This is a genomic window from Lactobacillus sp. X-49 (assembly GCF_057063645.1).
The window spans coordinates 155,255-182,086 of sequence record NZ_JBXSQM010000002.1 but is presented as its reverse complement, the minus strand read 5'-3'; the positions used below and the strand labels follow the sequence as shown (position 1 = coordinate 182,086).

At 33.1% G+C, this 26,832-nt stretch carries 28 protein-coding genes, 2 tRNA genes and 5 pseudogenes; 18 read left to right on the top strand and 17 right to left on the bottom strand.

Translation table 11 applies throughout. From position 1 onward, the window contains the following. Positions 1 to 93: 93 nt before the first annotated feature. The 3 genes and pseudogenes from ACYIAQ_RS02325 to ACYIAQ_RS02315 all read right to left on the bottom strand — a co-directional run. On the bottom strand, positions 94 to 285 hold the full coding sequence (locus tag ACYIAQ_RS02325) for a VaFE repeat-containing surface-anchored protein (RefSeq protein ID WP_483563363.1): 192 nt from the start codon (positions 283 to 285) through the stop codon (positions 94 to 96). After that, positions 282 to 488, bottom strand: coding sequence for a VaFE repeat-containing surface-anchored protein (locus ACYIAQ_RS02320; protein ID WP_483563344.1), 207 nt, complete (start codon positions 486 to 488; stop codon positions 282 to 284). Before ACYIAQ_RS02320 ends, ACYIAQ_RS02325 begins: the two co-directional genes overlap by 4 nt. Then, positions 466 to 579: pseudogene (locus ACYIAQ_RS02315) on the bottom strand (VaFE repeat-containing surface-anchored protein); the annotation flags it as partial. The pseudogene ACYIAQ_RS02315 and the gene ACYIAQ_RS02320, both read right to left, overlap by 23 nt. Positions 580 to 721: 142 nt before the next feature. Here ACYIAQ_RS02315 and ACYIAQ_RS02310 point away from each other — a divergent pair. Further along, positions 722 to 805, top strand: coding sequence for an HAD hydrolase family protein (locus ACYIAQ_RS02310; protein ID WP_483563362.1), 84 nt, complete (start codon positions 722 to 724; stop codon positions 803 to 805). 153 nt (positions 806 to 958) lie between these two features. On the opposite strand, the pseudogene ACYIAQ_RS02305 reads toward ACYIAQ_RS02310, so the two are convergent. From ACYIAQ_RS02305 to ACYIAQ_RS02285, 5 genes and pseudogenes are all read right to left on the bottom strand, one after another. Then, positions 959 to 1,300, bottom strand: a pseudogene (locus ACYIAQ_RS02305) (hypothetical protein); the annotation flags it as partial. Beyond that, complete coding sequence (locus ACYIAQ_RS02300) at positions 1,290 to 1,571, bottom strand: type II toxin-antitoxin system RelB/DinJ family antitoxin (RefSeq protein WP_483563343.1); 282 nt, start codon at positions 1,569 to 1,571, stop codon at positions 1,290 to 1,292. The gene ACYIAQ_RS02300 and the pseudogene ACYIAQ_RS02305, both read right to left, overlap by 11 nt. Positions 1,572 to 3,118: 1,547 nt before the next feature. Beyond that, positions 3,119 to 3,250, bottom strand: a pseudogene (locus tag ACYIAQ_RS02295) (site-specific integrase); the annotation flags it as partial. Between the two features lie 429 nt (positions 3,251 to 3,679). Further along, the gene (locus ACYIAQ_RS02290) at positions 3,680 to 4,819 is read right to left on the bottom strand and encodes a site-specific integrase (protein ID WP_483563424.1); all 1,140 of its coding nucleotides are present in this window, start codon (positions 4,817 to 4,819) and stop codon (positions 3,680 to 3,682) included. Between the two features lie 301 nt (positions 4,820 to 5,120). Next, complete coding sequence (locus ACYIAQ_RS02285) at positions 5,121 to 6,122, bottom strand: helix-turn-helix domain-containing protein (protein ID WP_483563423.1); 1,002 nt, start codon at positions 6,120 to 6,122, stop codon at positions 5,121 to 5,123. 146 nt (positions 6,123 to 6,268) lie between these two features. Here ACYIAQ_RS02285 and ACYIAQ_RS02280 point away from each other — a divergent pair, with 146 nt between their 5' ends. From ACYIAQ_RS02280 to ACYIAQ_RS02235, 10 genes are all read left to right on the top strand, one after another. Continuing rightward, a complete protein-coding gene (locus ACYIAQ_RS02280) occupies positions 6,269 to 6,472 on the top strand; it encodes a helix-turn-helix domain-containing protein (RefSeq protein WP_483563422.1) in 204 nt (67 codons plus the stop codon). An 87-nt stretch (positions 6,473 to 6,559) separates the two neighbouring features. Then, the gene (locus ACYIAQ_RS02275; RefSeq protein WP_483563421.1) at positions 6,560 to 7,264 is read left to right on the top strand and encodes a phage antirepressor KilAC domain-containing protein; all 705 of its coding nucleotides are present in this window, start codon (positions 6,560 to 6,562) and stop codon (positions 7,262 to 7,264) included. Then, a complete protein-coding gene (locus ACYIAQ_RS02270) occupies positions 7,261 to 7,509 on the top strand; it encodes a hypothetical protein (protein WP_483563420.1) in 249 nt (82 codons plus the stop codon). Before ACYIAQ_RS02275 ends, ACYIAQ_RS02270 begins: the two co-directional genes overlap by 4 nt. 5 nt (positions 7,510 to 7,514) lie before the next feature. Then, the gene (locus ACYIAQ_RS02265; protein WP_483563419.1) at positions 7,515 to 7,835 is read left to right on the top strand and encodes a hypothetical protein; all 321 of its coding nucleotides are present in this window, start codon (positions 7,515 to 7,517) and stop codon (positions 7,833 to 7,835) included. Positions 7,836 to 7,837: 2 nt separating this feature from the next. Continuing rightward, positions 7,838 to 8,104 (top strand): DNA-binding protein, encoded by a 267-nt coding sequence (locus ACYIAQ_RS02260; RefSeq protein WP_118898017.1) that lies wholly within the window; start codon positions 7,838 to 7,840, stop codon positions 8,102 to 8,104. Between the two features lie 96 nt (positions 8,105 to 8,200). Beyond that, positions 8,201 to 8,998, top strand: coding sequence for a bifunctional DNA primase/polymerase (locus ACYIAQ_RS02255; RefSeq protein WP_483563418.1), 798 nt, complete (start codon positions 8,201 to 8,203; stop codon positions 8,996 to 8,998). Next, a complete protein-coding gene (locus tag ACYIAQ_RS02250; protein WP_483563417.1) occupies positions 8,988 to 10,331 on the top strand; it encodes a virulence-associated E family protein in 1,344 nt (447 codons plus the stop codon). The genes ACYIAQ_RS02255 and ACYIAQ_RS02250 overlap by 11 nt, the downstream gene beginning before the upstream one ends. 333 nt (positions 10,332 to 10,664) lie before the next feature. After that, the gene (locus ACYIAQ_RS02245) at positions 10,665 to 10,901 is read left to right on the top strand and encodes a hypothetical protein (protein ID WP_483563416.1); all 237 of its coding nucleotides are present in this window, start codon (positions 10,665 to 10,667) and stop codon (positions 10,899 to 10,901) included. Between the two features lie 15 nt (positions 10,902 to 10,916). After that, complete coding sequence (locus tag ACYIAQ_RS02240; protein WP_483563415.1) at positions 10,917 to 11,297, top strand: ArpU family phage packaging/lysis transcriptional regulator; 381 nt, start codon at positions 10,917 to 10,919, stop codon at positions 11,295 to 11,297. A 1,694-nt stretch (positions 11,298 to 12,991) separates the two neighbouring features. Next, positions 12,992 to 13,669 (top strand): hypothetical protein, encoded by a 678-nt coding sequence (locus ACYIAQ_RS02235; RefSeq protein WP_483563414.1) that lies wholly within the window; start codon positions 12,992 to 12,994, stop codon positions 13,667 to 13,669. Between the two features lie 220 nt (positions 13,670 to 13,889). On the opposite strand, the gene ACYIAQ_RS02230 is transcribed toward ACYIAQ_RS02235, so the two are convergent. From ACYIAQ_RS02230 to ACYIAQ_RS02215, 4 genes are all read right to left on the bottom strand, one after another. After that, positions 13,890 to 14,273 carry an ArpU family phage packaging/lysis transcriptional regulator gene (locus tag ACYIAQ_RS02230; RefSeq protein ID WP_483563413.1) on the bottom strand — a complete coding sequence of 128 codons (384 nt, stop codon included), beginning with the start codon at positions 14,271 to 14,273 and terminating at the stop codon, positions 13,890 to 13,892. Positions 14,274 to 14,351: 78 nt separating this feature from the next. Continuing rightward, complete coding sequence (locus tag ACYIAQ_RS02225) at positions 14,352 to 14,765, bottom strand: hypothetical protein (RefSeq protein WP_483563412.1); 414 nt, start codon at positions 14,763 to 14,765, stop codon at positions 14,352 to 14,354. Between the two features lie 862 nt (positions 14,766 to 15,627). Beyond that, positions 15,628 to 15,699 (bottom strand) — tRNA-Gln (locus tag ACYIAQ_RS02220). 8 nt (positions 15,700 to 15,707) lie between these two features. Beyond that, positions 15,708 to 15,779, bottom strand: a tRNA-Glu gene (locus tag ACYIAQ_RS02215). A gap of 207 nt (positions 15,780 to 15,986) precedes the next feature. Here ACYIAQ_RS02215 and ACYIAQ_RS02210 point away from each other — a divergent pair. The 3 genes from ACYIAQ_RS02210 to ACYIAQ_RS02200 all read left to right on the top strand — a co-directional run bounded on the left by ACYIAQ_RS02210 (position 15,987) and on the right by ACYIAQ_RS02200 (position 17,992). After that, entirely contained in the window at positions 15,987 to 16,430 is a 444-nt protein-coding gene (locus ACYIAQ_RS02210) for a LytTR family DNA-binding domain-containing protein (RefSeq protein WP_483562430.1), read from the top strand. Next, a complete protein-coding gene (locus ACYIAQ_RS02205; protein WP_483562429.1) occupies positions 16,427 to 16,873 on the top strand; it encodes a DUF3021 domain-containing protein in 447 nt (148 codons plus the stop codon). Before ACYIAQ_RS02210 ends, ACYIAQ_RS02205 begins: the two co-directional genes overlap by 4 nt. Before the next feature lie 108 nt (positions 16,874 to 16,981). Next, on the top strand, positions 16,982 to 17,992 hold the full coding sequence (locus ACYIAQ_RS02200; RefSeq protein ID WP_483562428.1) for a serine hydrolase domain-containing protein: 1,011 nt from the start codon (positions 16,982 to 16,984) through the stop codon (positions 17,990 to 17,992). A 37-nt stretch (positions 17,993 to 18,029) separates the two neighbouring features. Here the strand turns inward: ACYIAQ_RS02200 and ACYIAQ_RS02195 are convergent, their stop codons facing one another. Beyond that, positions 18,030 to 18,197, bottom strand: a complete 168-nt coding sequence (locus ACYIAQ_RS02195) for a hypothetical protein (RefSeq protein WP_199688554.1) — start codon at positions 18,195 to 18,197, stop codon at positions 18,030 to 18,032. Positions 18,198 to 18,470: 273 nt separating this feature from the next. Continuing rightward, positions 18,471 to 19,937 (bottom strand): GH39 family glycosyl hydrolase, encoded by a 1,467-nt coding sequence (locus ACYIAQ_RS02190; RefSeq protein ID WP_483562427.1) that lies wholly within the window; start codon positions 19,935 to 19,937, stop codon positions 18,471 to 18,473. Between the two features lie 474 nt (positions 19,938 to 20,411). On the opposite strand from ACYIAQ_RS02190, the gene ACYIAQ_RS02185 reads away from it, so the two are divergent. The 3 genes and pseudogenes from ACYIAQ_RS02185 to ACYIAQ_RS02175 all read left to right on the top strand — a co-directional run. After that, entirely contained in the window at positions 20,412 to 20,837 is a 426-nt protein-coding gene (locus tag ACYIAQ_RS02185; RefSeq protein WP_483562426.1) for a hypothetical protein, read from the top strand. Next, positions 20,830 to 20,940, top strand: coding sequence for an IS3 family transposase (locus ACYIAQ_RS02180; RefSeq protein ID WP_233553519.1), 111 nt, complete (start codon positions 20,830 to 20,832; stop codon positions 20,938 to 20,940). The genes ACYIAQ_RS02185 and ACYIAQ_RS02180 overlap by 8 nt, the downstream gene beginning before the upstream one ends. 94 nt (positions 20,941 to 21,034) lie before the next feature. Beyond that, positions 21,035 to 21,267: pseudogene (locus ACYIAQ_RS02175) on the top strand (IS3 family transposase); the annotation flags it as partial. A gap of 51 nt (positions 21,268 to 21,318) precedes the next feature. On the opposite strand, the gene ACYIAQ_RS02170 reads toward ACYIAQ_RS02175, so the two are convergent. The 3 genes from ACYIAQ_RS02170 to ACYIAQ_RS02160 are packed head-to-tail and all read right to left on the bottom strand — an operon-like array spanning position 21,319 to position 25,560. Further along, positions 21,319 to 22,170, bottom strand: a complete 852-nt coding sequence (locus ACYIAQ_RS02170; protein ID WP_483562425.1) for a PRD domain-containing protein — start codon at positions 22,168 to 22,170, stop codon at positions 21,319 to 21,321. A 21-nt stretch (positions 22,171 to 22,191) separates the two neighbouring features. Next, the gene (locus tag ACYIAQ_RS02165) at positions 22,192 to 23,595 is read right to left on the bottom strand and encodes a glycoside hydrolase family 1 protein (protein WP_483562424.1); all 1,404 of its coding nucleotides are present in this window, start codon (positions 23,593 to 23,595) and stop codon (positions 22,192 to 22,194) included. A 36-nt stretch (positions 23,596 to 23,631) separates the two neighbouring features. Further along, positions 23,632 to 25,560: a beta-glucoside-specific PTS transporter subunit IIABC gene (locus ACYIAQ_RS02160; protein WP_483562423.1), complete on the bottom strand. Its 1,929-nt coding sequence runs from the start codon at positions 25,558 to 25,560 to the stop codon at positions 23,632 to 23,634. Positions 25,561 to 25,926: 366 nt separating this feature from the next. On the opposite strand from ACYIAQ_RS02160, the pseudogene ACYIAQ_RS02155 reads away from it, so the two are divergent. After that, positions 25,927 to 26,752: pseudogene (locus ACYIAQ_RS02155) on the top strand (serine hydrolase domain-containing protein). The last annotated feature ends 80 nt before the right edge of the window (positions 26,753 to 26,832 follow it).

Genomic DNA, 26,832 nt, shown 5'->3' with positions numbered 1-26,832 from the left:
CGCTGATATGATGGTCCTTATACTGTTGACCGTTAGACACAAAGGTTAAAGTTTACTGTACCATGGCCATATTCGGCTTAAAGGTAGCTGTTGCTATGACAGGTACACCATTTTTAACAACAGGTAATCCAGTACTTGGTCCATTAACTTACCTCTAACAGAATAAGTTTGACCAGGTATTAAATCCATATACCGAACCACATCCTCTACCGTATTTAGCGGTTTAGCTACAACATCCTTTTTAGTATTGTTACTTAAAGTAGTGTGAAGCTGCGGATTAGTTATATCAATGATTGGTCGGCATCATTAATATCTCTATGGTCAAAAAATTTATAGTCTGTGTAATTAAGAGTTTTAAAAATAATTAAATGTCTATCACGATAGTGATGATCGTCTACCTTGAAGTCAATTGTGACTTCACCATTAGCACTTGTTGGTGTAAAAGTCTTAGAATATTCTACTTTCTTACCATATATTAAGAACAGCACTATTTATATCCTTATCCATAACAATACCGTGCAAAGTATAGGTTTTTCCAGGAATTGATTCCTTATAAGAAACTGTATCTTGGATAATTTTCCCATCTGTTGTTTGTAATTACTTACCACCAGTTTCATTATTATTGTTCAATAATTTCAATTGCATCATTCGGACATACTTCAATAATATGTAATTCTGTACTTAATTGAAAATTTGTAAGTAAATGAAAAAATAATTTACAATAAGTTTTGGAAATGGATTAAACGACATTTCAATGCTTAAAGCTACTAATTTAGCTTTTAAAATGAAAAAAGTAAAACATTAGTACAAACAAGATTATTAATGAAATAAAAGAACTAAGTAAAAAACATGGCTACCCACCATATGCTGATCAATATATTATCAGAATGACCTAGCCATAAAGATATTAAAAATCGATCTGTCCAACTATTAGGCAGATCGGTTTTGTTCTTTAGTTTTTGCCTTTTCTTTTGGATTTCAAAGCAATAGCAAAATCAGCAATTTCATTTTGATCTCGCTTACTTAAATGACCGATTCCCTTAAAGGTTAAACCTCTTTTGGGAAAGCGGTAAAGCTTACCAATATCGACCCATGAGGGTTTCATTAAACCGGCAGCTTGCCATTCTTTAATTGGATAATACTGTTGCTTGATATAAGCCGATTTATTTTTGTACTTACTGGTAATTTTATAAGCTTCAACTGTTTGCGCCGAAACCTTGCGAATTAATACTGGTCTACGCTTACCACCATTAGTTTCTACATAACTAACGTATAAGCTTATTAGGTCATTAGTCTTCATTTGGATCATTTAGCCAATTAGCAACTTCTTTAGCGTCTTTAAACTCCACTATTGGAGTATTTTCAGTGGCCTTTAAAAAACGTAACTCTGCTCGTTCTGTTTCACTTAAAGTTGGCTTAAAGGGTAAAGCACCATCTGCAACGATTTGCTTATAAAGCATGGTAATAGCCGTGGTGGGGGTTAGGCCCAACTCACTTAAAACTGCTTCAGTATTTTCAGCCAAGTTTTTATCAATTTGTACTTGAACTCTTTTTTTATCTTTAATTGCCATGACTGTCTCGCCTTTCCCAAATAGTACTCTGATTATACTACTATTTGAGTGCTACTTCAATTTCTATGCCTTTTTGGGCTTTTGTTTTAATTTTAACCGCTTCGCTACTGCTTATTTTTAATTTCTTCGTCTGACCAAATGTAGCTTTTCCCTTGAGCTTGTATAGTAGATATCATAAAGAATTTTACTTAGGTAAGAATTTGTTCAGACAACTACATATCAATATTTAACAGAAATTAGGTGCTCTTCAACTTAGCTACTTAATACTGGAATTAGTAAGGCTAAAATAATATCGATATTGGGCTTGATACTCTTGAACATTTAAATTGTGAAGATGTAATGTTGTACATTGATTATCTTAAGAATGGCCAAAATAAACAGGGGGAGTACAACTCCCCCACATTTAAAAATTAGAAAGCAATGTTATCATGCTACAAAGGGAGACAAAGCACTAGTTTTAACTATATTTATCGTAGGCTGGTTAAGCATATAACTTCGTATGCAATTGAAAGCTTTGTATTAAAGTATTCTACCGCATTGGGTGAAACTTCTGCTACGACTTTATATACTCATATTGATCAAATTCATCAAAAAGATGCTTTGGACAAAATTAAACAAGCTTTTTATACTACAGATACATTACTATTAATTTTTATTAAATCCTTGTTTTAATAAAAGAGCTTAAAACGATATGTTACTCGATTTCCTTCCCTACATTTGCTTTATACCAATAATTTTTGAAGCTTATTATTGTTCAATGATCTCAATTACATCGTTCGGACATACTTCAATAATATGTAATTCTGTACTTAATTGAAAGTTTGATGGACATTCTTTCATAATGGCGTAGTCTTCCAATATACTTTGTAATGGTAAATATGTTTTGATTCTAGTTTTATCTTTAAGAACATAACTGCTACATAAAACAACACTCACTTCATTATGATTGCTAATAGTTTCAATTAAAGATAAGAATTCTCTATCTGCTTTGAGTACAAGTGCTTTAACTAAAACTAAATCACTTATTGTATGCTGCTTTTTAAAGGGATAGGTATACTTTAATATTTAAATTAAAAGTTTTACTTGTTATTGTGAGTCTAGTTATTAAGTTATCATCTTTAATTACTTTTTCTTGTAATATTTTAGTTTGTTCATTCCAAGAACGATAATAGTGATCTGGGAGCTTCAAAAATGCCAATTTGTTTATCACCTTTCTATGCCATTTTTGCAATGAGTTGTAAGTGCAGTTTCACAGTTTTTCGGTAATTTCTTTTCTCTTAAATTAGTTCATATGTTAAATGTATCAAGTCAAACCAATTAATTCAGGAAAACTATAGAAAGGCAAGATTCCGAATTAATGCTTTTTACTAAAGCCGTTGAGATCATCGATGATAAATGACATAGTAAAAAGAAAGTTGTAAAAAATATTATTCGTGATGATGTAATGCTGAGAGGACGATTCTAAGAAACTTTTTGCTCACTTGCATTGATAATTTTTAACCGTACATGTTCTTAAATTACAATTTTATATTTTTAAGTAAAAATTTTTAGCCAAAATCTACTAAATAAAGAATGTTTTCACGTTCTTCTTGATCAAATCCAAGATAAGCTAGAATCATTTGTTCTGACGAATGATTCAATAGTTTCATTACTAAGGCGATATTATGATTTAATCTCTTGCATCATTATTTAATTGGCTCCTTTTATGTATCATAATTTAAAAATAAAAGAAAGCGTTATTTAGAGGATTTTTTAATACTGTCGCAAAATACGACTGAACAATTCAATACCATTTAGTTATTAGTAAGGTTTACGACGATTTAACTTAAACAAATAGGCTATAAACAATTTAACACCTTAAAGGGATGCACTAAATTTTGCACCGACTTATGCTTTTTCGACTGATTTCAGTTAATTTCAAAAAATAAAAATGCCTTAGTATCAACGTTTTAAGCTAGTTGAAACTAAGACAAATCGCAATTATTGGGATATCCGGGATAGCATTGTAAATGCTGTAAACCTTGATATAACAATGCTTTTAGTAAGCTTTTTGAAATGTTGTAACCTAATGTTGTAACCTAGCTATTTTTCATTCGGTAACTACTTAATTATCCGTTCATATAATTACTTAATTTTTGTACCGCTTTGTTTTGATGCTGTTTAGAAACATGAGTGTAAATATCCATCGTGGTTTTAATTGACTTATGCCCCAATCTCGTTTGTACATCTTTCATAGAAACACCTGCTTCAAACAATAGTGAAGCATTAGTGTGCCTAAAACCGTGAATAGTAATTCTTCTAAGATGGGCTTTTTGACAAATAGCCTTATTCCAGTTAACCAAGCAGCCATCACTCAAAGGGATGTTCTCATATCCACGATTAAAAACCACCCTTTCACCATTAATACTGATAACCACCTGCTGTTTACGCTGCTCTTGTTGCCATTGCTTTAGTATGTTTGCTGTACTATCATCAATGGCTATTTTTCTGTAACTGCTACTTGTTTTCGGTGTCTGTACAATAACCTTATTGTTTATACCCTTAGTAAGTGTCCGTTTAACGCTAACCACGTTCTCGTTAAAATCAATATCAGACCATTTAAGCGCTAAGGCTTCCCCACGGCGTAAACCAGTATAAGCTAACAGCCTAAACAACGTAAACGCCTTTAGATTGTAGCTTTGAGCGCATTGTAAGAACCTGTTCAATTCATCTTTGGTGTAAAAATTGGTAAATTCCTTATGCACATTCTTAACTTTAGGACGTACAATGTTTTTCATTGGATTCTTACTGATTATTTCTAGCTTAATTGCATAATCAATTGCATCACTACAATAAAAAATATATTTCTTATAAGTTCCAGGTGCATCCCTAAACCACTTATTTACAGCTTTCTGACATTGTATTACACTTAGCTTATCAATATAAATATTACCTAGCGCCTTTACTACATGAGCATTAACAATTCGTTTCGTGGTAGCAAAGGTGCTTTCTTTTACTGTCGGTTGATACACTTTCAACCACATATCTATTATTTCAGACAGTTTAAATCGGCGTTCATTGATCGGCTTGTATTCTCCACTATCTATTGCAAGCTGTAATTTTAAATACTCCTCACGAGCTTCCTTTAGGCTTTTAAAGCCTTTTTTTCTTACCATTAGTGTTCTACCAGTACTGGTATCTTTACCAGCATACAGGCTGAATTTATATCGTTTCTTACCTGTTTTTGTTTCGTATTCAATTATGTTCATAGCTTAGTTACCTCTTTTGTTCTGTAATGCAAAGGTAGACTAATCAAAGTATCCTAATCTATGTAATTGTGGTAAGAAACTTTATAAAGGGATGTATAACGTAACGTTTCGTGACGGTATTTGCTATAGAGATGTACAAGCTGAATTTTAAGCCAAAGTTAACAGCAGGTCGCCCTGAATTGGTCATTCTTTTAAAGATGCGTTCCCAAAATAGGACTGCCTCTCTATAAAATTAATAACAGGGATTCATTTATAAGTGAGATAACATCTTGTGTCAACATCAACTACAGAGACTACTTATTTAGTCTTCTTCAAACAATTCAGAAAACCGATCTAATTCAGAAGTATCTTCATTATTTTCTTCTTTAAAAGCGGCATATACATTTGTTATATCAGGATACTCTCCAGAATTTTTCAAAATAAAATCACGTAGTCTATTATCGCCATTTTCTACCCTTTTAATAATTTCAGAAACAATCTTATTTCTTTCATACGAATATTTATTATAATTTTTTGACGAGCCATAATATTTTGCAAACTCAGTATTATTAAAATCGATAACTTTATTAAAGAAATCTTTAGCGCTAAAATTATCTATTTTATTTTTTAAATACTTAATATACTTAAAATATTCGTTAAACTCTTTTTTGGCAGTATCAAGATCTGCAAATCTAATATTATAAATTGCTTTTTTATGAAAATCCTCTTCGTCCCCACATTCATTATCAAAATAAAATCCTAATGGTGTAGTAGCTGCTCTTTTACCCATATAAGAATTTAAGTATTTAATTGCATCAAGAATTGCTCTAACCATTTCTGTATCGCCAATTTCTTTAGAAACATCCTTTTTGACAAATTGTTTAAATAAATAGCCAAAATATTTTTTCCATAGTTTCTTTGCATCTTGTGTCAACGGAAATTCCTTAGCATCTTTAGGATACAAGTCTTTAGGATAAACTGATTCTTCACCACTGATCAAACTTATATATAAATCTATATCATTTTCAACATTAACAGCAGGATAAAAATCAAGTCCAGAAGGATTTTCCCCGTATTGAAACCAACCTGAAAAATAGCATTCATGGATAAGTTCAATCATTTCATCTTCACTATAACTTTTACCTTGAATATAGGGTACAGACACCTCAAAAAAGTTTGCTAATTTCTGCCACACCTTTTGACTTGGATTTCTTTTATCATTTTCATATTGACTAAGTGTACTATCCAACATCCCAACTTTATGACCTAATTCCTTTAGAGTTAGGTCATTTTTATACCTTAGCTCTTTCAATCTATTTGACATGCTTTCACACTCCTTAAAATGAATTGTATCACATTTTTCACATTATTGTGAATAAAACTATTGACGCTCACACTAAAGTGAATTATTATTAAAACGTAAAGCTCACATTTGTGTGAATTCATAATAAAAATAGGAGATGATTATAAATGCAATTAACAGAACAGCAAGTTTTAGCTTTAAAACGTAAGCGTGGTGAACTTGATTATTCGACTACCGACCTCGAAAAGATAACAGGTATTAACAGGTGGACACTTAACGACATAATTAAACATGGTCACCGTAACGTTAACAAAAAAACTTTTAAAGGTATCAACGACTGGCTTATTGATGAATACACATCTATCAAATAGAAAGGAGCAACAATGCTAGAACTGATTTCAGTACAGTTGGACAAAAACGTCTAATAGCAAAGTGAGTAGAAGCAGAAAGGAACGACAATGCAAGAACTAATTAAAGTACAGGTAAAAGACGACCAGCAATTAGTAAGCGCTAGAGATTTGTACAAAGGATTGGAGTTGAAAAAGAAGTTTAGTGCTTGGGCTGAACAAAACTTTAAAGACTTTGAAGAAAATATCGATTATACGAGGGAACCTAAAAGTTACCTCGTTATGAGCGGTAATGGAGTCAAACGTAAATACGATGATTATGCTTTAAGTTTAGACATGGCCAAACAACTTTGCTTATTAAGTCGAACCGAAAAAGGTAAGCAATATCGTAAATATCTAATTCAAGTTGAACATCAATGGAATAATCCAGCTGAGGTAATCAGACGTGGTTATGCCCTAGCACAAGAACAAGCTAAAAAATTGACGCTTGAGAATGCTAATTTAGTTGCTGAGAACCGTTTAATGAAACCTAAGGCAGATTACTTTGATGATCTTATAGACCGTAAGACATTGGTCAATTTAACTAAGACAGCAAAAATGTTAAAGATCAAGCGCAATGATTTTATTAATTGGCTACTTGAAAATAAATATCTTTATCGGGATGCGCATTCTGACTTAATGCCATTTGAGCAATATAACAATAAGTATTTTGAAGTAAAAGAAAGCCGTCAAGGTTACCCCCAAACATTAGTTACACCTGCCGGACGAGAAGCATTTAACTTACTACTTAATCATGAAAAGGAGTTACAAGCATGAAAAAAATAGTTAAAGACGTTGAAAAGCTAGATAAGGGATTAATTGAAGCATCCCTACAAAGTACCAATATTTCAAAGGTGGCAAAAGTATTAACTGATAAGTTAAATGATGCTCAATCACCTGAAGATATGACCTTGTCGGAGTTTGATGAATTATATGCTTTAGCTGACATGATTAGGATCTATGCCGTTAATCAGTGTTCAACTATAGAAAATTCAGAAATGTTGATAGGTTTTGAGGTATAACCAGCATGAAAGAAATCAGACATTTACGACGCCCTAAAAGAGAGACGCATTCCAGCATAAACAAAAACGCAATTAAGCAAGCAATAATTATTTTTAGAGCTTTAAAACATAATAAATTTGAGGATTATCAAAAAGCAATTCAATCATTGGCCAAAGATGATGATTTAACCTTTGAAGAACAGAGCTTTCTAGTTATGAGTGCTATTTTCAAAGCAGGTTTTAAACATATCGAAAATATGAATAACAAGAATGCAATTTGTAATGTTCCACTATCAGAGGTGGATAAGCTAACAGCAGTGGTCGCTAATAATCTCAAGGAGCAATAATTATGGAAGACACAGATATTAAAGACACTATCGTTAAGACAATCAAAGACACGCTTAACCACCCTAAGCCTTATTTAAATCGCCGTGAGATAGCTAAATATTTCGGTGTAGCTGATTCAACCATTAGTTATTGGGCTACTTTAGGGATGCCTGTAGCCGTTATTGACGGACGTAAATTATACGGCAAAGAAAGCATTACCGAGTGGTTAAAGTCAAAAGAACAAAGAAAAAACCCGAAACTGTCGCAAGCAGTATCGGGTAATGAATAATTTCTAACCAAAAATTATTACATAAGAGATTATAAACCAAACATGCAAAGGTAGGCTAATCAAAATATTCTAATCTCTAAAGAAAATGAGGTATTTATGCTAGTTAATTACGCTATTAAATATGCAGAACACGGCTTTTCAGTAATCCCAATTGGTCAAAATAAGCGACCATTGATTAAATTTGCTGATAGACCACCCTTAACAGTAGAACAAATTAAACAAATATGGGCTAAATATCCGAATGCCAATATTGCACTTAAGACCGAGCAATTTTTTGTCATTGATGTTGATTGTCACGGTAATAACGTGGATGGCTTAAATTCAATCAGAGAGCTTAATCATCCTGAATGGTTTAAAGATACCTTGACCGAGAAAACAGCTCACAACGGGCGTCATTTCTTTTTTAAAAAGCCTAAAAATTTTAATATTAGCCAAAACATTGGTTTCTTACCAAGTGTTGATTTAAAAGCACATCCCAATAATTACGTTGTCGTTGCCCCCAGCGTGCTAAATGGTAAACCTTATCAATGGCTTAATCATTACCCTATTAAGGCAGCACCGCAAGGCTTAATTAGGCTAATTAAGAGCAAACAGCAAGCGAAAGGCACCTTTTATACAACTAACTACACCAACAGTAATAAAACAAAAACAGCACAGCTTTTTGAAATGATAGTTAACGGTTTGGGGGATGTTGGTAATCGTAACGACACCTTAACCAGTTTCATAGGCAGTTTATTATTCCGAGGTGTTAACCCCTATTCTGTCGCAGAATTAGCCCAAATTGCTAACGAACATACTCCCGACCCACTTCCAGAAAAAGAAGTTTACAAGTCTTTCAATTCAATTATTGAAAAAGAAAACAGACGTAGGGAGATGAAACAGAGTGAACAGTAAGATTACTGGTATAAACAAAGAAGCTACAGAAAAATTCATTAAAAACCAAGCTCAAGATAAACAAAATCCCTTAGGCTTAAATTACACGGATAATGGAACTCTTAGATTTAATTCAGTTAAAAATATAGTTCTAATTTTATTAAACGACGAATTACTTAAAGGTCTGTTTAGATTTAATGAATTTACTGAAGAAGTTGATGTAGTTCGTGACCAGATAATAGATTTATCAAAATATAAAATGCCTAACCTAAAATTTACTAAGGATCAGGTAACAGATACCGACTTTGAAACTTTAGCGCTCTATATTGAGATTAATATAAACTATGGGGTTTCTTTTAAAATATCATTAATTGAACAGGCCGTTAGAAGCGTGGCCAAGATGAACCCCTATAATCCCGTTATAGACTACTTTGATAATTGCTTACAAAATTGGGATCATCATACCAGATTATTCAATTTTTTCCCCACTTATTTGGGTGCAGATAATAATGCGACTACTGAGTTAATCACACGCTTATGGTTTATGGGATTAGTTGCAAAAGTATACAATCCTAACACTAAATTTGACTATGTTTTAGATTTAGTGGGTGGTCAAGGGACAGGAAAAACCACTCTTTTACAGAAAATAGCACCTTTAAAATTATATACTGATCAATTTAATGATTTCAGAGATAAAGATAGCTATAGTGTTATGAAAAACGCTCTAATTGTTAATGATGACGAAATGACCGCAAGCAATAAGGTAAGTTTTGAAGAAGTTAAAAAATTCGTTACTATGCAGATCTTTGAATATCGCAAACCTTATGCAAGAACCCCTAGCCGTTTTAAAAAAAAGTTTGTCATAGCACGAACAACTAACGAAATTAGACACTTGAAAGATAAATCAGGCGACAGACGCTTTATAACTATTTTAGTACATCCAAACCAGCAAAAATTACACCCTGTTGTTGCTTTATCTCAAGAATATGTAAACCAACTATGGGGAGAAGTAACTTATCTGTATAAAGAAAATAAAAAGAATAATATTAATCCATTTGAACTAACAAAAGCAGAGAATAAGCTACTAAAGGAAAACCGTGAACAATTTATGTACACCACTTCCCTTGAAGATGAACTTGATAATGTGTTAGAAACGATCTTTCAAAATGAAACATTCATTGCAGGCACAGATTTAGCTAAAGAACTTTTAGGGGATGAATATGCCTTTAACCATGATCGTAAAACATCAAGTCAAGTGAAGTATTATATGGAACATAAGGGTTGGGATACTAATGCAAGGGGCTATATAAACAGCAAACGAGTAAGAGGTTTTAAGAAGATGGGACAAGACTAAATGTTGCTATCTCGACGATTATAGGTCATTTAGGACAAATAGGACAAAATAATTAAAAAACTTGTCCTACTAAAATTTATTGATATATCAACGTTAATAACCATTTTAGGACAAGATATTATATTTTATATATAACATATATAAAAGTAAATATAGGAAGTGGTATATATAGGTGTTAGAGCAAAAAAGCTGTCCACTTGTCCCAAAACCGCATATTATCTTACAGCCACAAGGGTTTGCAGTGGGACAGGCCGTCAAATTTATTAGTCCGGATTAGTCCTATGTGTCCCACAATAATTTAAATATAGAAGATTTTGAAAGGAAATAATAATAATGATTGAAGAAAAAAGAATAATCGTAAGTAAAAATGGCGCACTATGTGGAAATAGTAGTTTACAATTTTTTACCAATAATGAATTAAAACATTCACATATAACACCTACCCAAATGACAAAATCTGAATTTATTAAAATAGTTATCCCTAGTATGATCCCAGGAATGATAGATGCTATTGAATTTATAGGTATTGAAAAATTTTGGAATACATATAGTAAACCAGTCAACAGTTGAAAAAAGGTGGTTACTATGGATCAGCAAGCAACGATTAAACAAGTAGAACATTTCTTCAAGCACAAGTTACCACCTGTCGTAATGAAGAGTGGCCATTCATTTGAAGAACTAGCCAATCCTACATTTACCAGTATTATAACGAGCTACCCACAGCTTAAAGACTATCCTGATACAGTTGAAGCTGATAACATAATACACGCTGTTCATTCAGCAATTTATCATTGCAGTAAGATTAGCTATATTATTCTAACTTCACTTTATTTTGAAGATAAACGAGTAAAAGACATCTTACGCTTAATTGATTATGGACAGTCGCAATATTATAAACGGCTTAAACCTGATGCCTTGTTAGAATTTGCAGCCGCAACAGTGTTATCGTCCTGCGTGATAAACTGAATTTTGAAAGTTTTTTTATAGGGGGGTAACCCTTGCTAAGAATTGATAATAAAGCATTTATTATCTTGAAACATGGTTAATCTTTACAGAAAAAGCTAGTATTTTATGCATAACAAAACCAACATTTTTATTCATAGAACCTGACAAAACCTGAAATAAAATTAGCAGAGGGATGCCTGAAATAATTGAATAATTAAGTTCTCTGCAATTTATAAGAGAAGTGGTTAACCTTACCACTTCTTTTTTATTACCTGTAATACAGCCAAAATTAGCGGTATCTAGTTATTTAAAGTACATCTGTTACCCCTGCAGTTTATTCCTTAGAATCCGTAAGCATAGCGACAATAACTTGCAGAAAATATGTAGGAAACATATCGTTTTAAACGATAACGAATTTAAGGTAGTCCTAACTCACTATTAGTCAAAAAAGACTAATAGCAAAAACTAACAGCAATGGATAGGTACCTTTGGTACCATCGTTAACCCAGTTTATGCTAACAAATGCTAACATTTTCTATACTTAGTATGCAGCGTACCTAAAACAGGAATGGAGCTTAAAAAAGCTGGTACAGAGGGAATATTAGACAGCATCCCTTGCAATAATAAATACCGTGAGTGCACCCTCAATGAAATTTTTTGGGTGCACTTTGCGCACATCTTTTAATTGCATTAATCCTTATATAGCAGTCTTTGTAGCTATTATCTTTGCACCCTAATTGTGAACAATTGTGACATAATTAAAATTAAGAGATAAAAACAAAGATCAACGCAAAATTGCGCCGATGAAAATCATCATTTAGCCTGTCGTATTTCACGACAAACCTTACATATCAGCAATCATATCTTAAGACACCCCCGCCCCTAGTGCCTCGGAAGAGAGCAACCACATAATGCTGTCTTCTCTTTCAAAAACTGAATTCGAAATATTTTAAGGTAGGGGGGCTGTGGATAATTATTTATACTGTATAGGTAGTGCGCACACGCACCCCCTATCTATTATTTAAAAAGTGGCTTTACTTTGAAGATACTTTTAGGACATGGGTCCAATTTTGGACTCATCTTTTCGATCAAATAAAAATTTTGCAATTTATTTAAAATTCTAAACTCTATGGCTGTGACCCATCGAGTCTAATCACTTTGCTTCTGGTCAAACAAATTATGACGTTCCAATTCAGGACGCCCTAATTCAGGGCTCCCTTAAATAGCTATTGCTACAACTACACTCATTAAATATCTCTAAGTGGCTCAGACCCACTTAGAAATTCGTTATGGCTGTGAACCATTTCGAAATAAATTTAATTGACCTGTTTTGCCCAATCCATAATTGGTTTAGGTCAAAAGCTAAAATTGGATTCTGATATCCTTTATACAAAAACAGGTCGTTTTGAACGACCTTAAATTTTCAGCCCAACGTAAAATTGCGTTCGTTAATACTCACTACAGCAAAAAGAGAGCTCGGTTTTGAGCCCTCCTAAAATAAAATTACAGGTTTTCTGAGGTAGTTAACTTATCAGGGATGCAATAATTAGTTCTCCCCAAAATTGGGTAAATCTATTAACTTAACAAATATACTTACAGATTATATTTTAACCAAACCATTTTGGTTTAAAGGTATGGTTTAATAGTTACTTTTCTAAATATCTATCAAAATATCACTTTGACTAATGTATAATGCTCTTGAGGTGATTTTCAAAATGAAAGATTTTTTAAAAAAATATAGGTGGCAAACTTTCTTAACTATTTTAATTTTGCCGCCTTTTATTATAGAAATAATTTTCATGTTCTGGCATATAGGAAATTCTGCAGATTGGTTAGGATTTTGGGGAAGCTATCTAGGTAGTGTAATAGCTGTTTTATTTGCGTACGTAAACACAAAATTGCAATTAAAAGAAAGTAAACAAAATGAGTTAGACAATGCAATAAAAATAAATAAAATAAACAATTCTACTATATTACTAAACAATATCATGGCCTTTTTATCTAAACTTTATGTTATAGACGGTGAATTAAACTATAATATTAAAGAAGCAAAAAGTATTAGTGATATACAGTACAAAAATTTGAATAATTTAAATAACAATTGGATTGACTACATTAGTAAATGGAATACTTATGCAGTCACTTCAAATAGTGATGAAATTAAAAATATATCTGTTTTAAAGAATAAATTAAGTATTCCATATCATGAAATACAAACAAAAAATTTACCAAGGATACAGGAGGTTATAGATAAACCAAAGGACAATTCTATTTCAGATAAAGACAAAAAAATTTTTAAAGATACGGAATCTGAAATGAATAGTCTAATAAATCATTGTATTATTTTAGTAAATAAGATTAATGACATAGTTACAGAAAACGAAAGAATATAATAACCAGGACAAAGAATGATATGTGCTTAGAAGTTAAGACAACTTCAAGCACATTTTTTATTAAATTAGGAACACGCTGTTAACCTATCTCGTTGCTTTATATGAGCTTAGAACCTGAGAAAACCTGAATATTTTTTCTTAAGGGAGTCGTAAACCACGATACCCCACTTTTGGGATGGTTAAGCATATATACCTGAGGTCGTAAAACGCGACCTCTGTTTTATTTGACCAACTTAATATATGGTTCAAGTCCTATTTCTTTCTGGTATGCAGCAAAGTTTTCCATGAATTCATCTAAGGCTATTTGCTTTAGCTCATAGTATCTTGATTTACTAATACCCATTTCTTTCATGACCGTTTTATTTAAATGACGCAGTAGATAACTATCAGTTAGTATCTTCCTAGACTTAATAGAGCATGCCTGAATAGCCTTACCAACGCACCAGGTAACATTTTCAGCAAAGGTTATTTCTTTAGATGCTATCGTTTTATCAAGCGTGGTTAGGTGGTCGACTTTATCAGCTGCTAAGTCTCTTCTATGCCTACCAGAATGTGCTACTAAACTATCTAAGTCTTGTTTGAGGAACACCTTTACCTTTTCCATTTATTGCCTCCTTGATATGCCCTATTTTTGCGCTCTAAGCGGTTTGTTAGTTAAACATATCATCACTTATTACAAGTACTACTGCTTAAATACTCGTAAATCTTTTAAATCATTAATACCAAACTGCTTTTGTAGCTTAATTAAGTTAACAGCAAACTGGTTAGAAGCCTCTAGTCGCCATCTCCATGCCGTATTATGAGTTATGCTTAGGTCATTCATTACATCCAACTGCCGTTTATTATCAAAGTATAGCTTCTTCAATATAGCTTGGTATTTTGCATCACAGTTATTGATAGCTTGATAGATTATATATAAGCCTAAAGCCGTGTTTTGGTCACTAGTTAATAATGTGAAGTCTTTCTGACTGAAATTCTTATTTAGATCAGTCGTTTTTAGTCCCGTTCTTAGGCAAAATATTTTCAAATAGTTACTTAGAAACCATTTAACACTTCTTGAAGTTGCTTTTAAATTAACGCTTTTATTATCTTTCATACATCCTCTAAGCAATCTTTTTCGTTTTAGTATTAGTATACCTAAAAGGCAAAAACAAAGTAATTCGCTGTTTTTTTGCATTCTCTCGAAAGCTTTAGACTGATATATGAACGTCCTTTTTTTATAGACTCCGCAAACTCCGAGTACGATAAAATTAATGATTTACTCTTATTCTTACCACCTTTTTAAATAAGCTTATTCTGCATCCCAATACTTAAGCCTAAATCAAGAGTCTCTTTAATACTGTCGCAATTCACGACTGAATTACTTAAGACGTTTTACTAATAAACTTGGTTACTTTAGGCAACCACTAAAAAATCCTTTTTGTAGAAATACAAGCAAAGGATTTTTATTATGGCGTCACGTATCGTTACCCCACGCGGCTTAGGGCGATTTGTCCTATAGGGTCTGTGTAAAATAGCAAACTTCTGTTAATAATTATTCACTATAAAGGGATGCTGCCAATGTTGTAACCTAATTTCAGAAAGTTATATTTTTAATTGAGTAAATTATAAAAAAGTTGTCACCTAAAATAAAATGTTGTTACCAATTTTTAGTAAGTAAAATCTGACTTATTTAATTAAAGGCAAACAAAAAGAAAGCCCAATATAAAGGCTTTCTTAAGGTATTAAGCTATAAACTATTAAATTGCTGAACATATTTATTATAGCATTTTTCGAGTCACTTTTTTACGATTAGACCAATTTTAGAACATTTTGATTAATCTACCTTTGCGAAAATGTTGTCACCGAATGTTGTAACCTAAGTGACTAATTTTAGGTAATTTCAAAAAATCAGAAAAAATAAAAATGCCTTAGTATCAACGTTTAAAGCTAGTTGAAACTAAGACAAATCGCAATTATTGGGATATCCGGGCTCGAACCGAAACATGCAGGAACCAGAAACCTGTGCCTTACCATTTGGCTATATCCCAGTGTTAAATCACCCGTACGAGAATTGAACTCGTAACTCCACCTTGAGAGGGTGGCGTCTTAACCATTTGACCAACGGGCAAAATCAACAGTAATTATTATGCTTGAAGCTAGAAGTAAAGTCAAGCACTTTTTATCGTGAAAAAGTATTTTTTAATTAACTTGGCAGGTAATTGCTTTTCTAATAGTTTACCCTACCACTTATCCTAAAAAAATGACCATTCATCTTTAAATTATTGTTAACCACGTTTACTTTTGCTATCTTAAAAAACAGAAAGGAGATGCATTTATGCTCGTTAATCAAAAAATTGATCCCAATGCATACGATTTATCAATCACTGTTAATACACCGAAAATTGATAAAAGCAGTACTACTTTACAAGATAATTTGTCTTACTTTGTCAATGATCAAAATTTAATTGGTTATCAAAATGGACGCCAAAAGGTAATTGCCCTTTATGATGTAATTTCTATTCATACACAAGATAAGAAAGTTATCTGCGAGACTAATCAAGGAAATTATCGCTTAAAAAAGCGATTATATGAAATTAAATCAATTCTACCTCAACGAGTCTTCATTCAAGTTTCAAGTTCTGAAATCGTAAATTTTAGTTGCATTCAAGAATTTGCTCTTACACGTAATGGCATTTATCAAATTATTTTTAAAAATGGCCATACAACCTATAGTTCACGCCGTTATATGCAAAAAATCAAAAAGGAGTTTTTATCATGAACCTTTGCAAAAAAATTTTTAAGTTAGCTCTTTGGTCCGCTCCAATTGGAGTCAATATTGGCATGCTCTCATACCTTATTTTTAATCCCTCTTTCAATCCTTTCTCTTCATTATCAAACTTTGAACACTTTTTTCAGAATTCTGTTTCGGTAAATTTGGTTGACTTATTTGTTTGGGCGCTCATCGGGATAATTTTTGGCTGCAGTAGTTTAATTTTTAGGATTGAATATTGGAGTATTACCAAACAGACTTTAGTCCATTTCTGTACAACGTATTTTTCATTTATTCTCGTTACTGTCTTAGCCGGCTGGTTCAAACTTACTCAACAGACAATTTTAATAACAACTCTTGAATTTATCATTATTTACTTCATTATTTGGTCCTTCAGTATGCTTAGAGCGCAGTTAATCGTTAAGTCACTTAACAAAAAGCTGCACCAATAAATCTGGCAAGGCAAATGGCGGACTTCTTCTTAATCACCTGTGCTACTTTTTCGTTAAATTTCGCTATAATAAATAGGAAAACAATTTAACGAGAAAGCAGCTTTTTTTATGATTGATTATTCAGCCACACAAACTTTAATTGAATCAATGGTTTCAGAACGTGTAGTCCCTGGTGTTAACTACGCTTTTATTAATAATGAACAAATTTTTACATCAACAATTGGTTTTGCAAGTATTTACCCCACCGTAACTCAACTCAGTCCATTTGCAGAATATGATTTAGCAAGTTTAACCAAAGTATTAATTACAGAAAATATTTTATTAAAACTTTATCAAGAAAATGAATTCAATTTTTCCGAACCACTTCACCAATTTATTTCTGAATTCACCGATGAGCGAGTGAGACTTTTTCACTTAATGACTCATACAAGTGGGATTCGTGGATGGATAGAACACCGAGATGAACTTAGCCATGATAAACTTTTAGACGCAATTATTCACCTTCCAGTTACAAATGAATTTGAACATAAAATGCGTTACGCTGACACTAATTTTATTTTATTGGGCTTAGTAATTAAAAAGATTTTTGGTAAACCCGTCCAAGAAGTTGGTCAAGCAGAAATAATTGATGTTATGAAATTAACAAATACCACCTTTCATCCTATAAAAAGTACTTGCGTACCAACAGCTTTATTTAATGGAAAAGTTTTACAAGGAATACCTCATGATCCTAAAGCACAGCAATTGGGAAGCGACTGTGGATCTGCCGGCCTTTTTTCAACTCTAAATGATATAGTAAAAATTTGTAAAGGCTATCTTGGTATCGATCGTGATATCCTACCCTTTAGTCAAGATATCGTTGCTCAACTTTTCGATAACAAAAATAAAGCAGGATTAAAACCACGCTCTTGGGGTTGGGATCTTCGTTTTGATCCCCTATACCATTATCCAATTATTCTTCATACTGGTTTTACTGGTGTCTTAATTTTACTTGATCGTGTGCGCAAATCAGGATTGATTTTACTGACCAACAGAGTTCATCCCACTGGTCATAATCAAATTTTCCTAACTATTCGCGAAAAAATAATTCAAAGTTTTTTAAAAGAAAATGACCAATAAAAAGGCAGTCTGAAGACTGCCTTTTTTAGTATTTAAGCTATTTTCTTGGCCAAAAATGATAAATAAGGTCAACAACGGCTTGAGCAAACATTCCCCCAGCCATCCAGTACATTGCCATCATCATCTTGTCGGTAAAAGTAAAGTAAGCAGTAATACCATAGACAATTACCCAAACAATCTTAAAAAACAAATTATCACACATCATTAGTAAAAAACTCCTTTCTCTTCTTTGCCAATTATACCGTTTTTCGAGTGAAAAATGATTGGTTTTCAGGTTATTTAATCCCCAAATTTACCTCTTTCTGAATTTAATGTGAAAATTTGTTATTATTGTAAAATGTTTACAAACGTAAGCATTAGCAAACTTTTTTCTAAACTTATCAGCTAGATTTGTCAATTTTAATTAAATTTATTGTTGTGTAATTTAATTATGATTAAAGCCACAAATTATTACACTTAAAAAGCAATTTATCTTTTTCTAGGCAAAATAATTGTGGATAGTGGTAAAGGCGCATGAATGCGGTGGCATTTCCAAAACAATCTGGCCTTTTCCAATCTCGATTTCTTGATCTTGAAGCTCGGAAGATTTACGTAGCTCATCAACCTCTGCTTGCTTAAGATATTCTGGCTCACCTATTTCTTGCCATTTTCCAAATGAATTAGCATGATTTTGATCTATTCTTTGTAAAATAGCTTTATAGTTCTTCTTTTTAGCAATATTTATTACCACTTTTTCTGACGCTATTTTTCTACTAGGTACATTATGGTTATATACCAGTACCTGCAAATCTTTTTGCTTTTGAACTGCCAATACCTCAGCTGTTTCCTGATTCTTATCTATAACTTTTAGTCGTTGCATACCCAATTGATGGTAAATTTCAAAAATACGATATACAGGTTTTTCAATGCCCTGAACAGTTTGCAAGCCATAGCCGCCATGAAATACCCCCGGTTTTTGATATTGTTCTTCAAAAATATCAGTGAAAGTAAAGAATGAATAGCCCTCAACTAAACCATCATTATCGGCTAATGTTTTAGCTACCATTGCAGCAGCGTATGGTTCATCATGAATTTTATCACCTACCATTGCAGAAACATTCCATTCAGTATAATAAAGGGGATAGGATTTGGCTTGCTGTCTTGTTTTAGTAGTCATTTCTTTCAAGATACCACGGTGGTAATCGGTTTTTTCTTGATCTGAGTTTTTGAAAAACTCTTCAATCCCTAAACCACTTTGCCATAAAGGATCATCTGTTGGATAATGATGAGTCGTAATAAAATCAAGAGGCACATGATTATTTTCACAAAAAGTAATCATTTCTAAAATCCATGAATTAAATGAAGTTGCTGGCCCCCCAATTTTAATTTTAGAATCAATTTTCTTAATTGCTAAGGCCGTAATTTGATATAGGTGGAAATAGTCTTTTTGATTACCCGCAAAAAATAATGGTAGATTAGGCTCATTCCAAACTTCAAAAAACCAAGATTCAACTTCCTCTTTACCATATCGCTCAATTAAATGACTGATAAAACGACTAATAAGTTCTTTCCACATAGCATCCGTTTTTGGCATTGTATTATTGCCACCATATGGGAAGATCCTATTCTTTCCTGAGGCAAGACAAGTAGGCATAAAACTCAATTCAATAAAGGGTTTCATACCAATTGTTAATAAAAAATCAAAAATTTTATCAATGTTAATAAAATTATATGTAATTCCCTGAGATTTGCCATTAAAGTCAAAATTTTCTACACAAACACTCATTTCATCATCGAAAATACCGTGAAAGCGAACATACTTGAATCCTAATTCTTTATGAACTTTGATTAACTGCTTACGGTAATCTTCCCGCAATGCTGTATAAGCATGACAACTTCCAACGCAAGTTTCCCAATAATGGGGGAAATTTGTTTTTTTATTTTCATCAATTGTAAAATCTAGCATAAATTTTTCCTCTACTCTTTATATAAATTGCTTTCGCATAATTAAGTATATTGATTCGAAAATTTTCTTGCTATAGTCAAAAAACAGTATAATTATGATCAAATCACAGTTTTTTTAAATATTTAATTAGTCTTATTCACTCATTAATAGGTAAATAGCAAACATTGAAAAATGATGCTCCAATTGTGACAGGTAAAACCATTACTATCCAGAAGAGATACTCTGCAGAACCTTATTTTGTCATAATTTATTTGAATATTTTTAATTTTTAATACTCTTTAAATTATTTAATCGATTTCATTTATCTCCAAGTATATTAGCGATTCATCAATATAAACACAGTAAAAAGTCGGGGCAGTTATGGCAATTTCACAAATTATTTTTTATTCAATGATAAAATGTAACAAAAAATGACAGACTAATTAAAATTTTGATATGACCCTGAAATTAAGACAATTTCGGGGTCATATTTTTATGTCTAAATTATCTAAACAAGATAAAATTACAAGCTATCATCTTTGGCATGATCATCAAATTCGTTCTACTGAATTAAATCGGCGTTATCAGGCTATAAAGTCTAATATTGATTACTTGCTGGCATTGATTGCACGTCACGGCCTGGCTATTTTAGACCAGCCCTACACTATTTATAGCAACGATTTTAAGGAACAGGCCCTTAAGCGGATCATAGTTGAGCATGGAGCCCCTCTATCAAGTAGCACTAGATTTCGGCTTGAAAAGTTATGGTATGTTGCCCAATTAAGACGCGAACTTAAAGTCAGCGTAACTTTCATTCTTGATACCATTAATGCCAATCCGCAGCTGCCCCACCGGTCTCGCAGTAACTATTACTACACTTTGAAGAAGGATAAGGATAAGGATCAGGGCAACAATGATTGAAATCAAAGCTATTTATGAAGAACACAAGCACCGCTATGGCTATCGCCGCATTACCTGGGAATTAAGACGTCGCGGTTTATTAGTTAATTATAAAAAGGTGTAGCGCTTAATGGACAAGCTAAAGCTGTTTGGCATAGTCAGTAAACGCTGGCGCAAATATCCAGCCTTAAACGGCTTGATATTCCACACCGATCAAGACCGATCAAGGCTGGCAATACCAAAATGCTCAGTTTCAAGCATGGCTGAAAAACCATGGCATTAGCTAATCAATGTCACGCAAAGGCAATTCTCTTTTGAAAAGCAATTTAAAAATCTCAATGAACTAGAAGACGCAATCAGGGTCTACATTGAGTATTACAATAAGAAAAGAATTATAATCAAACTAAAAGGACTAACTTCGATTGAATATCGGCAGTTAGTCCTCAGTTAACAGCTAATAGAGTGTCCTAATTTTGGGGTTCATATCACACTACAGTTTGAGCTATTCCTTGTTTATCTCTTCAACAACAACTTTGTGCAAATGAATTAAAAGATAAATTTTTTCTTGTTTAGTAATTTGTAGATGGTAATTCTGAACAATAAAGCTAGCAATATGATTAATAATTTTAACTTCTAATGGCATTTTGTCAGCAAGGTCTTGGTATAGATTCTCCCGATCTTCTTCAGGAAATAATTTTTGATCATAAATACGCTCGGCAAAGTAATTAAGATGAGTTAAAAAGCGCGTGTAAGTGATTGTATTTGTATTAATTGGTCTACCAACCGTCCTTTTAACTATTTTTTCTAAATTAGATACAAGTTGGGCAATGTTATTATTTTTATTTGACTTTAAAGTAGTTAATTCAGCATTGATAAAATGCAGCCCAATAACTGTTGCCTCGCTTTTAGGCAATTCAATTTTTAAATCCTTTTTGATTAGGCTTAAAGCAAACTTGCCAATTTTATATTCTTCTTGATGGTGCACCATTACATCCGGATAATTAAAATTTGTACCACTTTCACCTGCTTGCACTCGTTTAACTACAAATGATATATGATCTGCCAGTGACAAATAGAGGTAATCGCGCACTTTAATCTGATATTGACTGGCAGCAAAATCAATAATTTCCTTAACTAGATTCAAATACTGATCAGGAATATTATTTGCTAACTGAACAAATTCCTTTAACTTCTTATTATCGGTAAGGACAAAAACTTTTTGAATTTCCTTTTTTTGAATAGGACACCCAATGGCCTTATGGTAGCCTATTCCTTTCCCCATTAAAATACATTCATTGCCTGACCGGTCGAGCGCCAAAATAAGTGAATTATTCAGGACTTTCAATACTTGCATTAACCTTGCGCCTTATCTTCTTTAGTCTGTTAAGCCATTATTCTTGATAACATTTTGATACCAATAAAAACTATCTTTAGGAATACGCTGCATGTCTTTTAAATTATCGTCCGTCCGGTTGACGTAAATAAAGCCATAACGCTTTTTAAATCCTTGATGTGAACTTAATAAATCGATCACTGACCACGGACAATACCCAACTAGCTCTACTCCATCTTGGATAGCAGCATAACAAGCAGCAATATGATCATGCAAATATGCGATGCGATATTGATCATGAATTTTACCGTCATCAGTTAACTGATCACTTGTACCCAAACCATTTTCAGTAATAATTAATGGCAGACGAAACTGATGATAATATTCATTTAAAACCATTCTCAATCCTAATGGATCAATTTGTGCACCATATTCAGTTGACTTAAGATTAGGATTCTGTTCAATTTTAAAATAGCCTGCTAAATCAAAGTCAACATCATTTTTGCGATTTCCTAAAGGATACTTCTCGTTAGATGGAAAATAACTTGCGGCTAAAGTACGATAATAATTTACTGCAATAAAATCCGGTCGGGCTTTTTTTAAAATTATCTGATCCTGGGTTTCAAATTGTGGTAAAATGTCCAGTTTAGTTAAGTACTCCCTATAATATCCAGGATAGCGGCCAAAGCAATACATTTCCAGAGCATAATTAGTTTTGAAATTATCATTCATTTTGGCGGCCCATACATCCTTAGGCTTGCTAGAAATCGGATACGTCATTGTGGCCGAAATAGCTGGTCCAACTTTGCTATTTGGGATGATCGCATGACAATCATTAACTGCATATGCATTTGCCAAAAACATGTGATAATCCATTTGCGCCCTAATTCGTTCCCTATCTTTAGTCGGAACATGATCCATGTTCATGCGTTCATCGACCCTAATCATTAAATTTTGTTCATTAATTACCTGCCAATTTTTCACCCGCTTACCAAAAGCATGAAAGCAAATCTGCGTATACCGCCTAAATGCAGCAACACATGCTCTATTTTGCCAGCCGTTATACTTTAAAACTAGCGCATATGGCAAATCAAAATGGTATAGCGTAACAAAAGGTGTGATGCCATTTTCCAGTAAACAATCGATCACTTGATTATAAAATCTAATTCCATCCGGGTTCACTTCGCCATCACCATCAGGAATAATCCTTGACCATGAAATGGAAAAACGATAAACATTTAATCCTAATTCTTTCATTAACTTAATGTCTTCTCGATAGTGGTGGTAAAAATCACTAGCAATTTTAGTATCTGCTTGTTCTGTAGAATGCTTAAAAGAGTTAAAGTCAGCTACTGACTCGCCCTTACCTGCATCATTCCACGCGCCTTCAATTTGAAAGGCAGAAGATGATGCGCCCCATAGAAAGTCTTTCGCAAATTTTTTCATTCGTTTTTCCTTTTTAAAATTAAAGCTTGCAGTATGTTAACTATTAGTTAAGAGATAGAGCAAAGGACTGTCTTCCTCTAAGTAATCCTTTTTGGTTGCTCCAACTGCAGCATATTTTTTAGAGTTCGTAACAATGATTGATGTTGTTAAATCATACCCCTCATGTTCAATCGCTTTTTGATCAAAAGTAATAATTACCTGGCCTTTCTCGACGTGGTCACCCACCTCAGCATACTTTTTAAAATACTTACCTTGCAGCTTAACCGTATCAATTCCAATATGAATTAGCACTTCAACACCATTATCTAGAATCAATCCTAAAGCATGCATTGTCGGATATAAAACACTAATGGTTGCAGACGCAGGAGCAACTATTTCCCCCTTATCGGGGTACACTGCAATTCCTTTACCCATAACGCCGGAAGCAAATACTTCGTCAGCTACCTGAGCAAGCGGAATTGCTTTCCCTTGGACCGGTGAAGCGATCATTAAGTCACAATCTTGTAAAACTAGCTGTTGATTAATTGTTGTTAACTGCTCCTGCTTTGGCATCATAGTCTTTTCACTACCATTTATTGTCTGCTCACCTGAATTTCCAGCATCTTTTTCCGGCAAATCAGTAAAGCCAAAAATAACGGTCATGAAGCACGCTCCACCAAAAGCAATTAGACAACCTAAAACGTAACAAATGAAGGCTTTAATTCCAGCTGATGCATACACGGGAATGGTTAAAATTCCTTGATTGGCAAAAGCATTACCATATGAACCGCCCCAGCCCATCAGAGCGCCGCCTAGCGCCCCACTAATAACAGCATAAGCCATCGGCTTTTTCAAGCGTAAATTGGCACCGTAAATGGCTGGTTCCGTGATTCCAAACAAAGCAGTAACCGTCGCCGAAGCTGCTACAGTTTTCAGATTTTTGTTTTTGGTTTTTAAGAATACGCCTAATGCTGCTCCAGCTTGCGAAAAATTAGCCGCTCCTGCAAAGGCTAAAAGATTTTGCCGGCCAGTTTTGGCAACATCGTTAATCCCAATTGGGATGATAGCTCGGTGAGCACCAAAAATGACTAAAATGCACCAGATACCGCCAATAAATGCACCAAGTAAGATTGGGCTCAAATTCATAATGCAATGGTATGCCCAATTAATGAAATCACCGAAGTAAATCCCAATCGGGCCAAAAACCATTAAAGTTGCCGGTACCATAATTACAAGTGATAATGTTGGAACCATGATAACTTTTAAAACGTCCGGCATAATTTTCTTAATAAATTTTTCGACATATGACAAGACAAAAACAGCGATAATTATCGGAACAACAGACGAAACATAATTGGCTTTGGTAATACTAATGCTAAAAAGCGTCACATTGGTTTTACCAGTCATTAAAGCTACAATCGTTGGGTAACAAAGTGTAGCTCCCAAAGTCATAGCAATATAATCGTTCGTTTTAAAAACTTTAGCAGCCGAACGGGCCAAAATAATTGGCATAAAGTAGAAAAGTGCATCTGAAGCAGCATTTAAAATGATATACGTATTAAAAGTTTTAACATCGGTATGATATGCATTTAAACCAATTAAAGCAGCAACTGCTAGAATACCTTTAAGCATTCCCGAAGCAGCAATAGCTGGCACAGTCGGGGTAAAAATTGCGGTTACCACATTTAAAATTTTTGTGCCCCAACCAACTTTTGATAAAGATTGATCGTCATTTACATTTTCAGCTAATAAAGGCATTAATTGGTCATAAATTTGTTCGACTTTATTACCCAAAACAACTTGAAGTTGCCCTCCAGCCTCAACTACCTGAATCACTCCTTCAATCTGGCTAAGCGCATTCTTATTCGCTTTTTTATAGTCCTTTAACACAAACCTAAGTCGAGTAAAACAATGCGTTAATCCAGACACATTGTTTTTTCCACCAACTTCACTTAAGATTTGTTCAGCAATCTGATGCTCATTCATATTAACCCTTCTTTTCTTTCAATAAAAAAAGATCAAACGTACGTAAAATAACACCATTAATTATGGTTATATTTTGTACATTTGATCTCGCCTGCTCTACCAGTAACGCGTCAAAATCACGTATTTCTTTTATTAAAGTTAATATAGCATCATCAATAAGCACCTGCAAGCGCTTTTAGTAAAAACATCATAAAATAATTTTTTTAACATTTACGAGTTAACGTTAAACTTACTAACAAATTTGCGACTAAAGACAACTTTAGGTCTTAACATTCATTTTTAACTAGATTTAATAACTATAAACCATAAAATACCTTTGTAATTGTATATATAGAATGAAAAATATTTTAATTAAGGACAAATTTTATGATTGATTATTCAGCCACACAAACTTTAATTGAATCAATGGTTTCAGAACGTGTAGTCCCTGGTGTTAACTACGCTTTTATTAATAATGAACAAATTTTTACATCAACAATTGGTTTTGCAAGTATTTACCCCACCGTAACTCAACTCAGTCCATTTGCAGAATATGATTTAGCAAGTTTAACCAAAGTATTAATTACAGAAAATATTTTATTAAAACTTTATCAAGAAAATGAATTCAATTTTTCCGAACCACTTCACCAATTTATTCCTGAATTCACCGATGAGCGAGTGAGACTTTTTCACTTAATGACTCATACAAGTGGGATTCGTGGATGGATAGAACACCGAGATGAACTTAGCCATGATAAACTTTTAGACGCAATTATTCACCTTCCAGTTACAAATGAATTTGAACATAAAATGCGTTACGCTGACACTAATTTTATTTTATTGGGCTTAGTAATTAAAAAGATTTTTGGTAAACCCGTCCAAGAAGTTGGTCAAGCAGAAATAATTGATGTTATGAAATTAACAAATACCACCTTTCATCCTATAAAAAGTACTTGCGTACCAACAGCTTTATTTAATGGAAAAGTTTTACAAGGAATACCTCATGATCCTAAAGCACAGCAATTGGGAAGCGACTGTGGATCTGCCGGCCTTTTTTCAACTCTTCATACTTGCTTTACTGGTGTCTTAATTTTACTTGATCGTGTGCGCAAAATCAGGATTGATTTTACTGACCAACAGAGTTCATCCCACTGGTCATAATCAAATTTTCCTTCCTAATCTTGTCAAAAATAATGCAATTACATGCCATTAGCAATCTTTACCAAGCAAAAATTGCTTTGCTATTTTCTTTCCAAATATTGAACTATTTAGTTAAAAAAAACTTATTATATT

Coding starts and splice junctions, on each gene's coding strand:
- ACYIAQ_RS02225 (WP_483563412.1), bottom strand. CDS start 14,765: ATGAAAGATAATAAAAGCGTTAATTTAAAAGCAACTTCAAGAAGTGTT.
- ACYIAQ_RS02160 (WP_483562423.1), bottom strand. CDS start 25,560: ATGAATGAGCATCAGATTGCTGAACAAATCTTAAGTGAAGTTGGTGGA.
- ACYIAQ_RS02240 (WP_483563415.1), top strand. CDS start 10,917: ATGGATCAGCAAGCAACGATTAAACAAGTAGAACATTTCTTCAAGCAC.
- ACYIAQ_RS02170 (WP_483562425.1), bottom strand. CDS start 22,170: ATGCAAGTATTGAAAGTCCTGAATAATTCACTTATTTTGGCGCTCGAC.
- ACYIAQ_RS02200 (WP_483562428.1), top strand. CDS start 16,982: ATGATTGATTATTCAGCCACACAAACTTTAATTGAATCAATGGTTTCA.
- ACYIAQ_RS02165 (WP_483562424.1), bottom strand. CDS start 23,595: ATGAAAAAATTTGCGAAAGACTTTCTATGGGGCGCATCATCTTCTGCC.
- ACYIAQ_RS02185 (WP_483562426.1), top strand. CDS start 20,412: ATGTCTAAATTATCTAAACAAGATAAAATTACAAGCTATCATCTTTGG.
- ACYIAQ_RS02180 (WP_233553519.1), top strand. CDS start 20,830: ATGATTGAAATCAAAGCTATTTATGAAGAACACAAGCACCGCTATGGC.
- ACYIAQ_RS02190 (WP_483562427.1), bottom strand. CDS start 19,937: ATGCTAGATTTTACAATTGATGAAAATAAAAAAACAAATTTCCCCCAT.
- ACYIAQ_RS02285 (WP_483563423.1), bottom strand. CDS start 6,122: ATGTCAAATAGATTGAAAGAGCTAAGGTATAAAAATGACCTAACTCTA.
- ACYIAQ_RS02230 (WP_483563413.1), bottom strand. CDS start 14,273: ATGGAAAAGGTAAAGGTGTTCCTCAAACAAGACTTAGATAGTTTAGTA.
- ACYIAQ_RS02290 (WP_483563424.1), bottom strand. CDS start 4,819: ATGAACATAATTGAATACGAAACAAAAACAGGTAAGAAACGATATAAA.
- ACYIAQ_RS02235 (WP_483563414.1), top strand. CDS start 12,992: ATGAAAGATTTTTTAAAAAAATATAGGTGGCAAACTTTCTTAACTATT.
- ACYIAQ_RS02265 (WP_483563419.1), top strand. CDS start 7,515: ATGAAAGAAATCAGACATTTACGACGCCCTAAAAGAGAGACGCATTCC.
- ACYIAQ_RS02300 (WP_483563343.1), bottom strand. CDS start 1,571: ATGGCAATTAAAGATAAAAAAAGAGTTCAAGTACAAATTGATAAAAAC.
- ACYIAQ_RS02210 (WP_483562430.1), top strand. CDS start 15,987: ATGCTCGTTAATCAAAAAATTGATCCCAATGCATACGATTTATCAATC.
- ACYIAQ_RS02245 (WP_483563416.1), top strand. CDS start 10,665: ATGATTGAAGAAAAAAGAATAATCGTAAGTAAAAATGGCGCACTATGT.
- ACYIAQ_RS02275 (WP_483563421.1), top strand. CDS start 6,560: ATGCAAGAACTAATTAAAGTACAGGTAAAAGACGACCAGCAATTAGTA.
- ACYIAQ_RS02280 (WP_483563422.1), top strand. CDS start 6,269: ATGCAATTAACAGAACAGCAAGTTTTAGCTTTAAAACGTAAGCGTGGT.
- ACYIAQ_RS02270 (WP_483563420.1), top strand. CDS start 7,261: ATGAAAAAAATAGTTAAAGACGTTGAAAAGCTAGATAAGGGATTAATT.
- ACYIAQ_RS02260 (WP_118898017.1), top strand. CDS start 7,838: ATGGAAGACACAGATATTAAAGACACTATCGTTAAGACAATCAAAGAC.
- ACYIAQ_RS02205 (WP_483562429.1), top strand. CDS start 16,427: ATGAACCTTTGCAAAAAAATTTTTAAGTTAGCTCTTTGGTCCGCTCCA.
- ACYIAQ_RS02195 (WP_199688554.1), bottom strand. CDS start 18,197: ATGATGTGTGATAATTTGTTTTTTAAGATTGTTTGGGTAATTGTCTAT.
- ACYIAQ_RS02255 (WP_483563418.1), top strand. CDS start 8,201: ATGCTAGTTAATTACGCTATTAAATATGCAGAACACGGCTTTTCAGTA.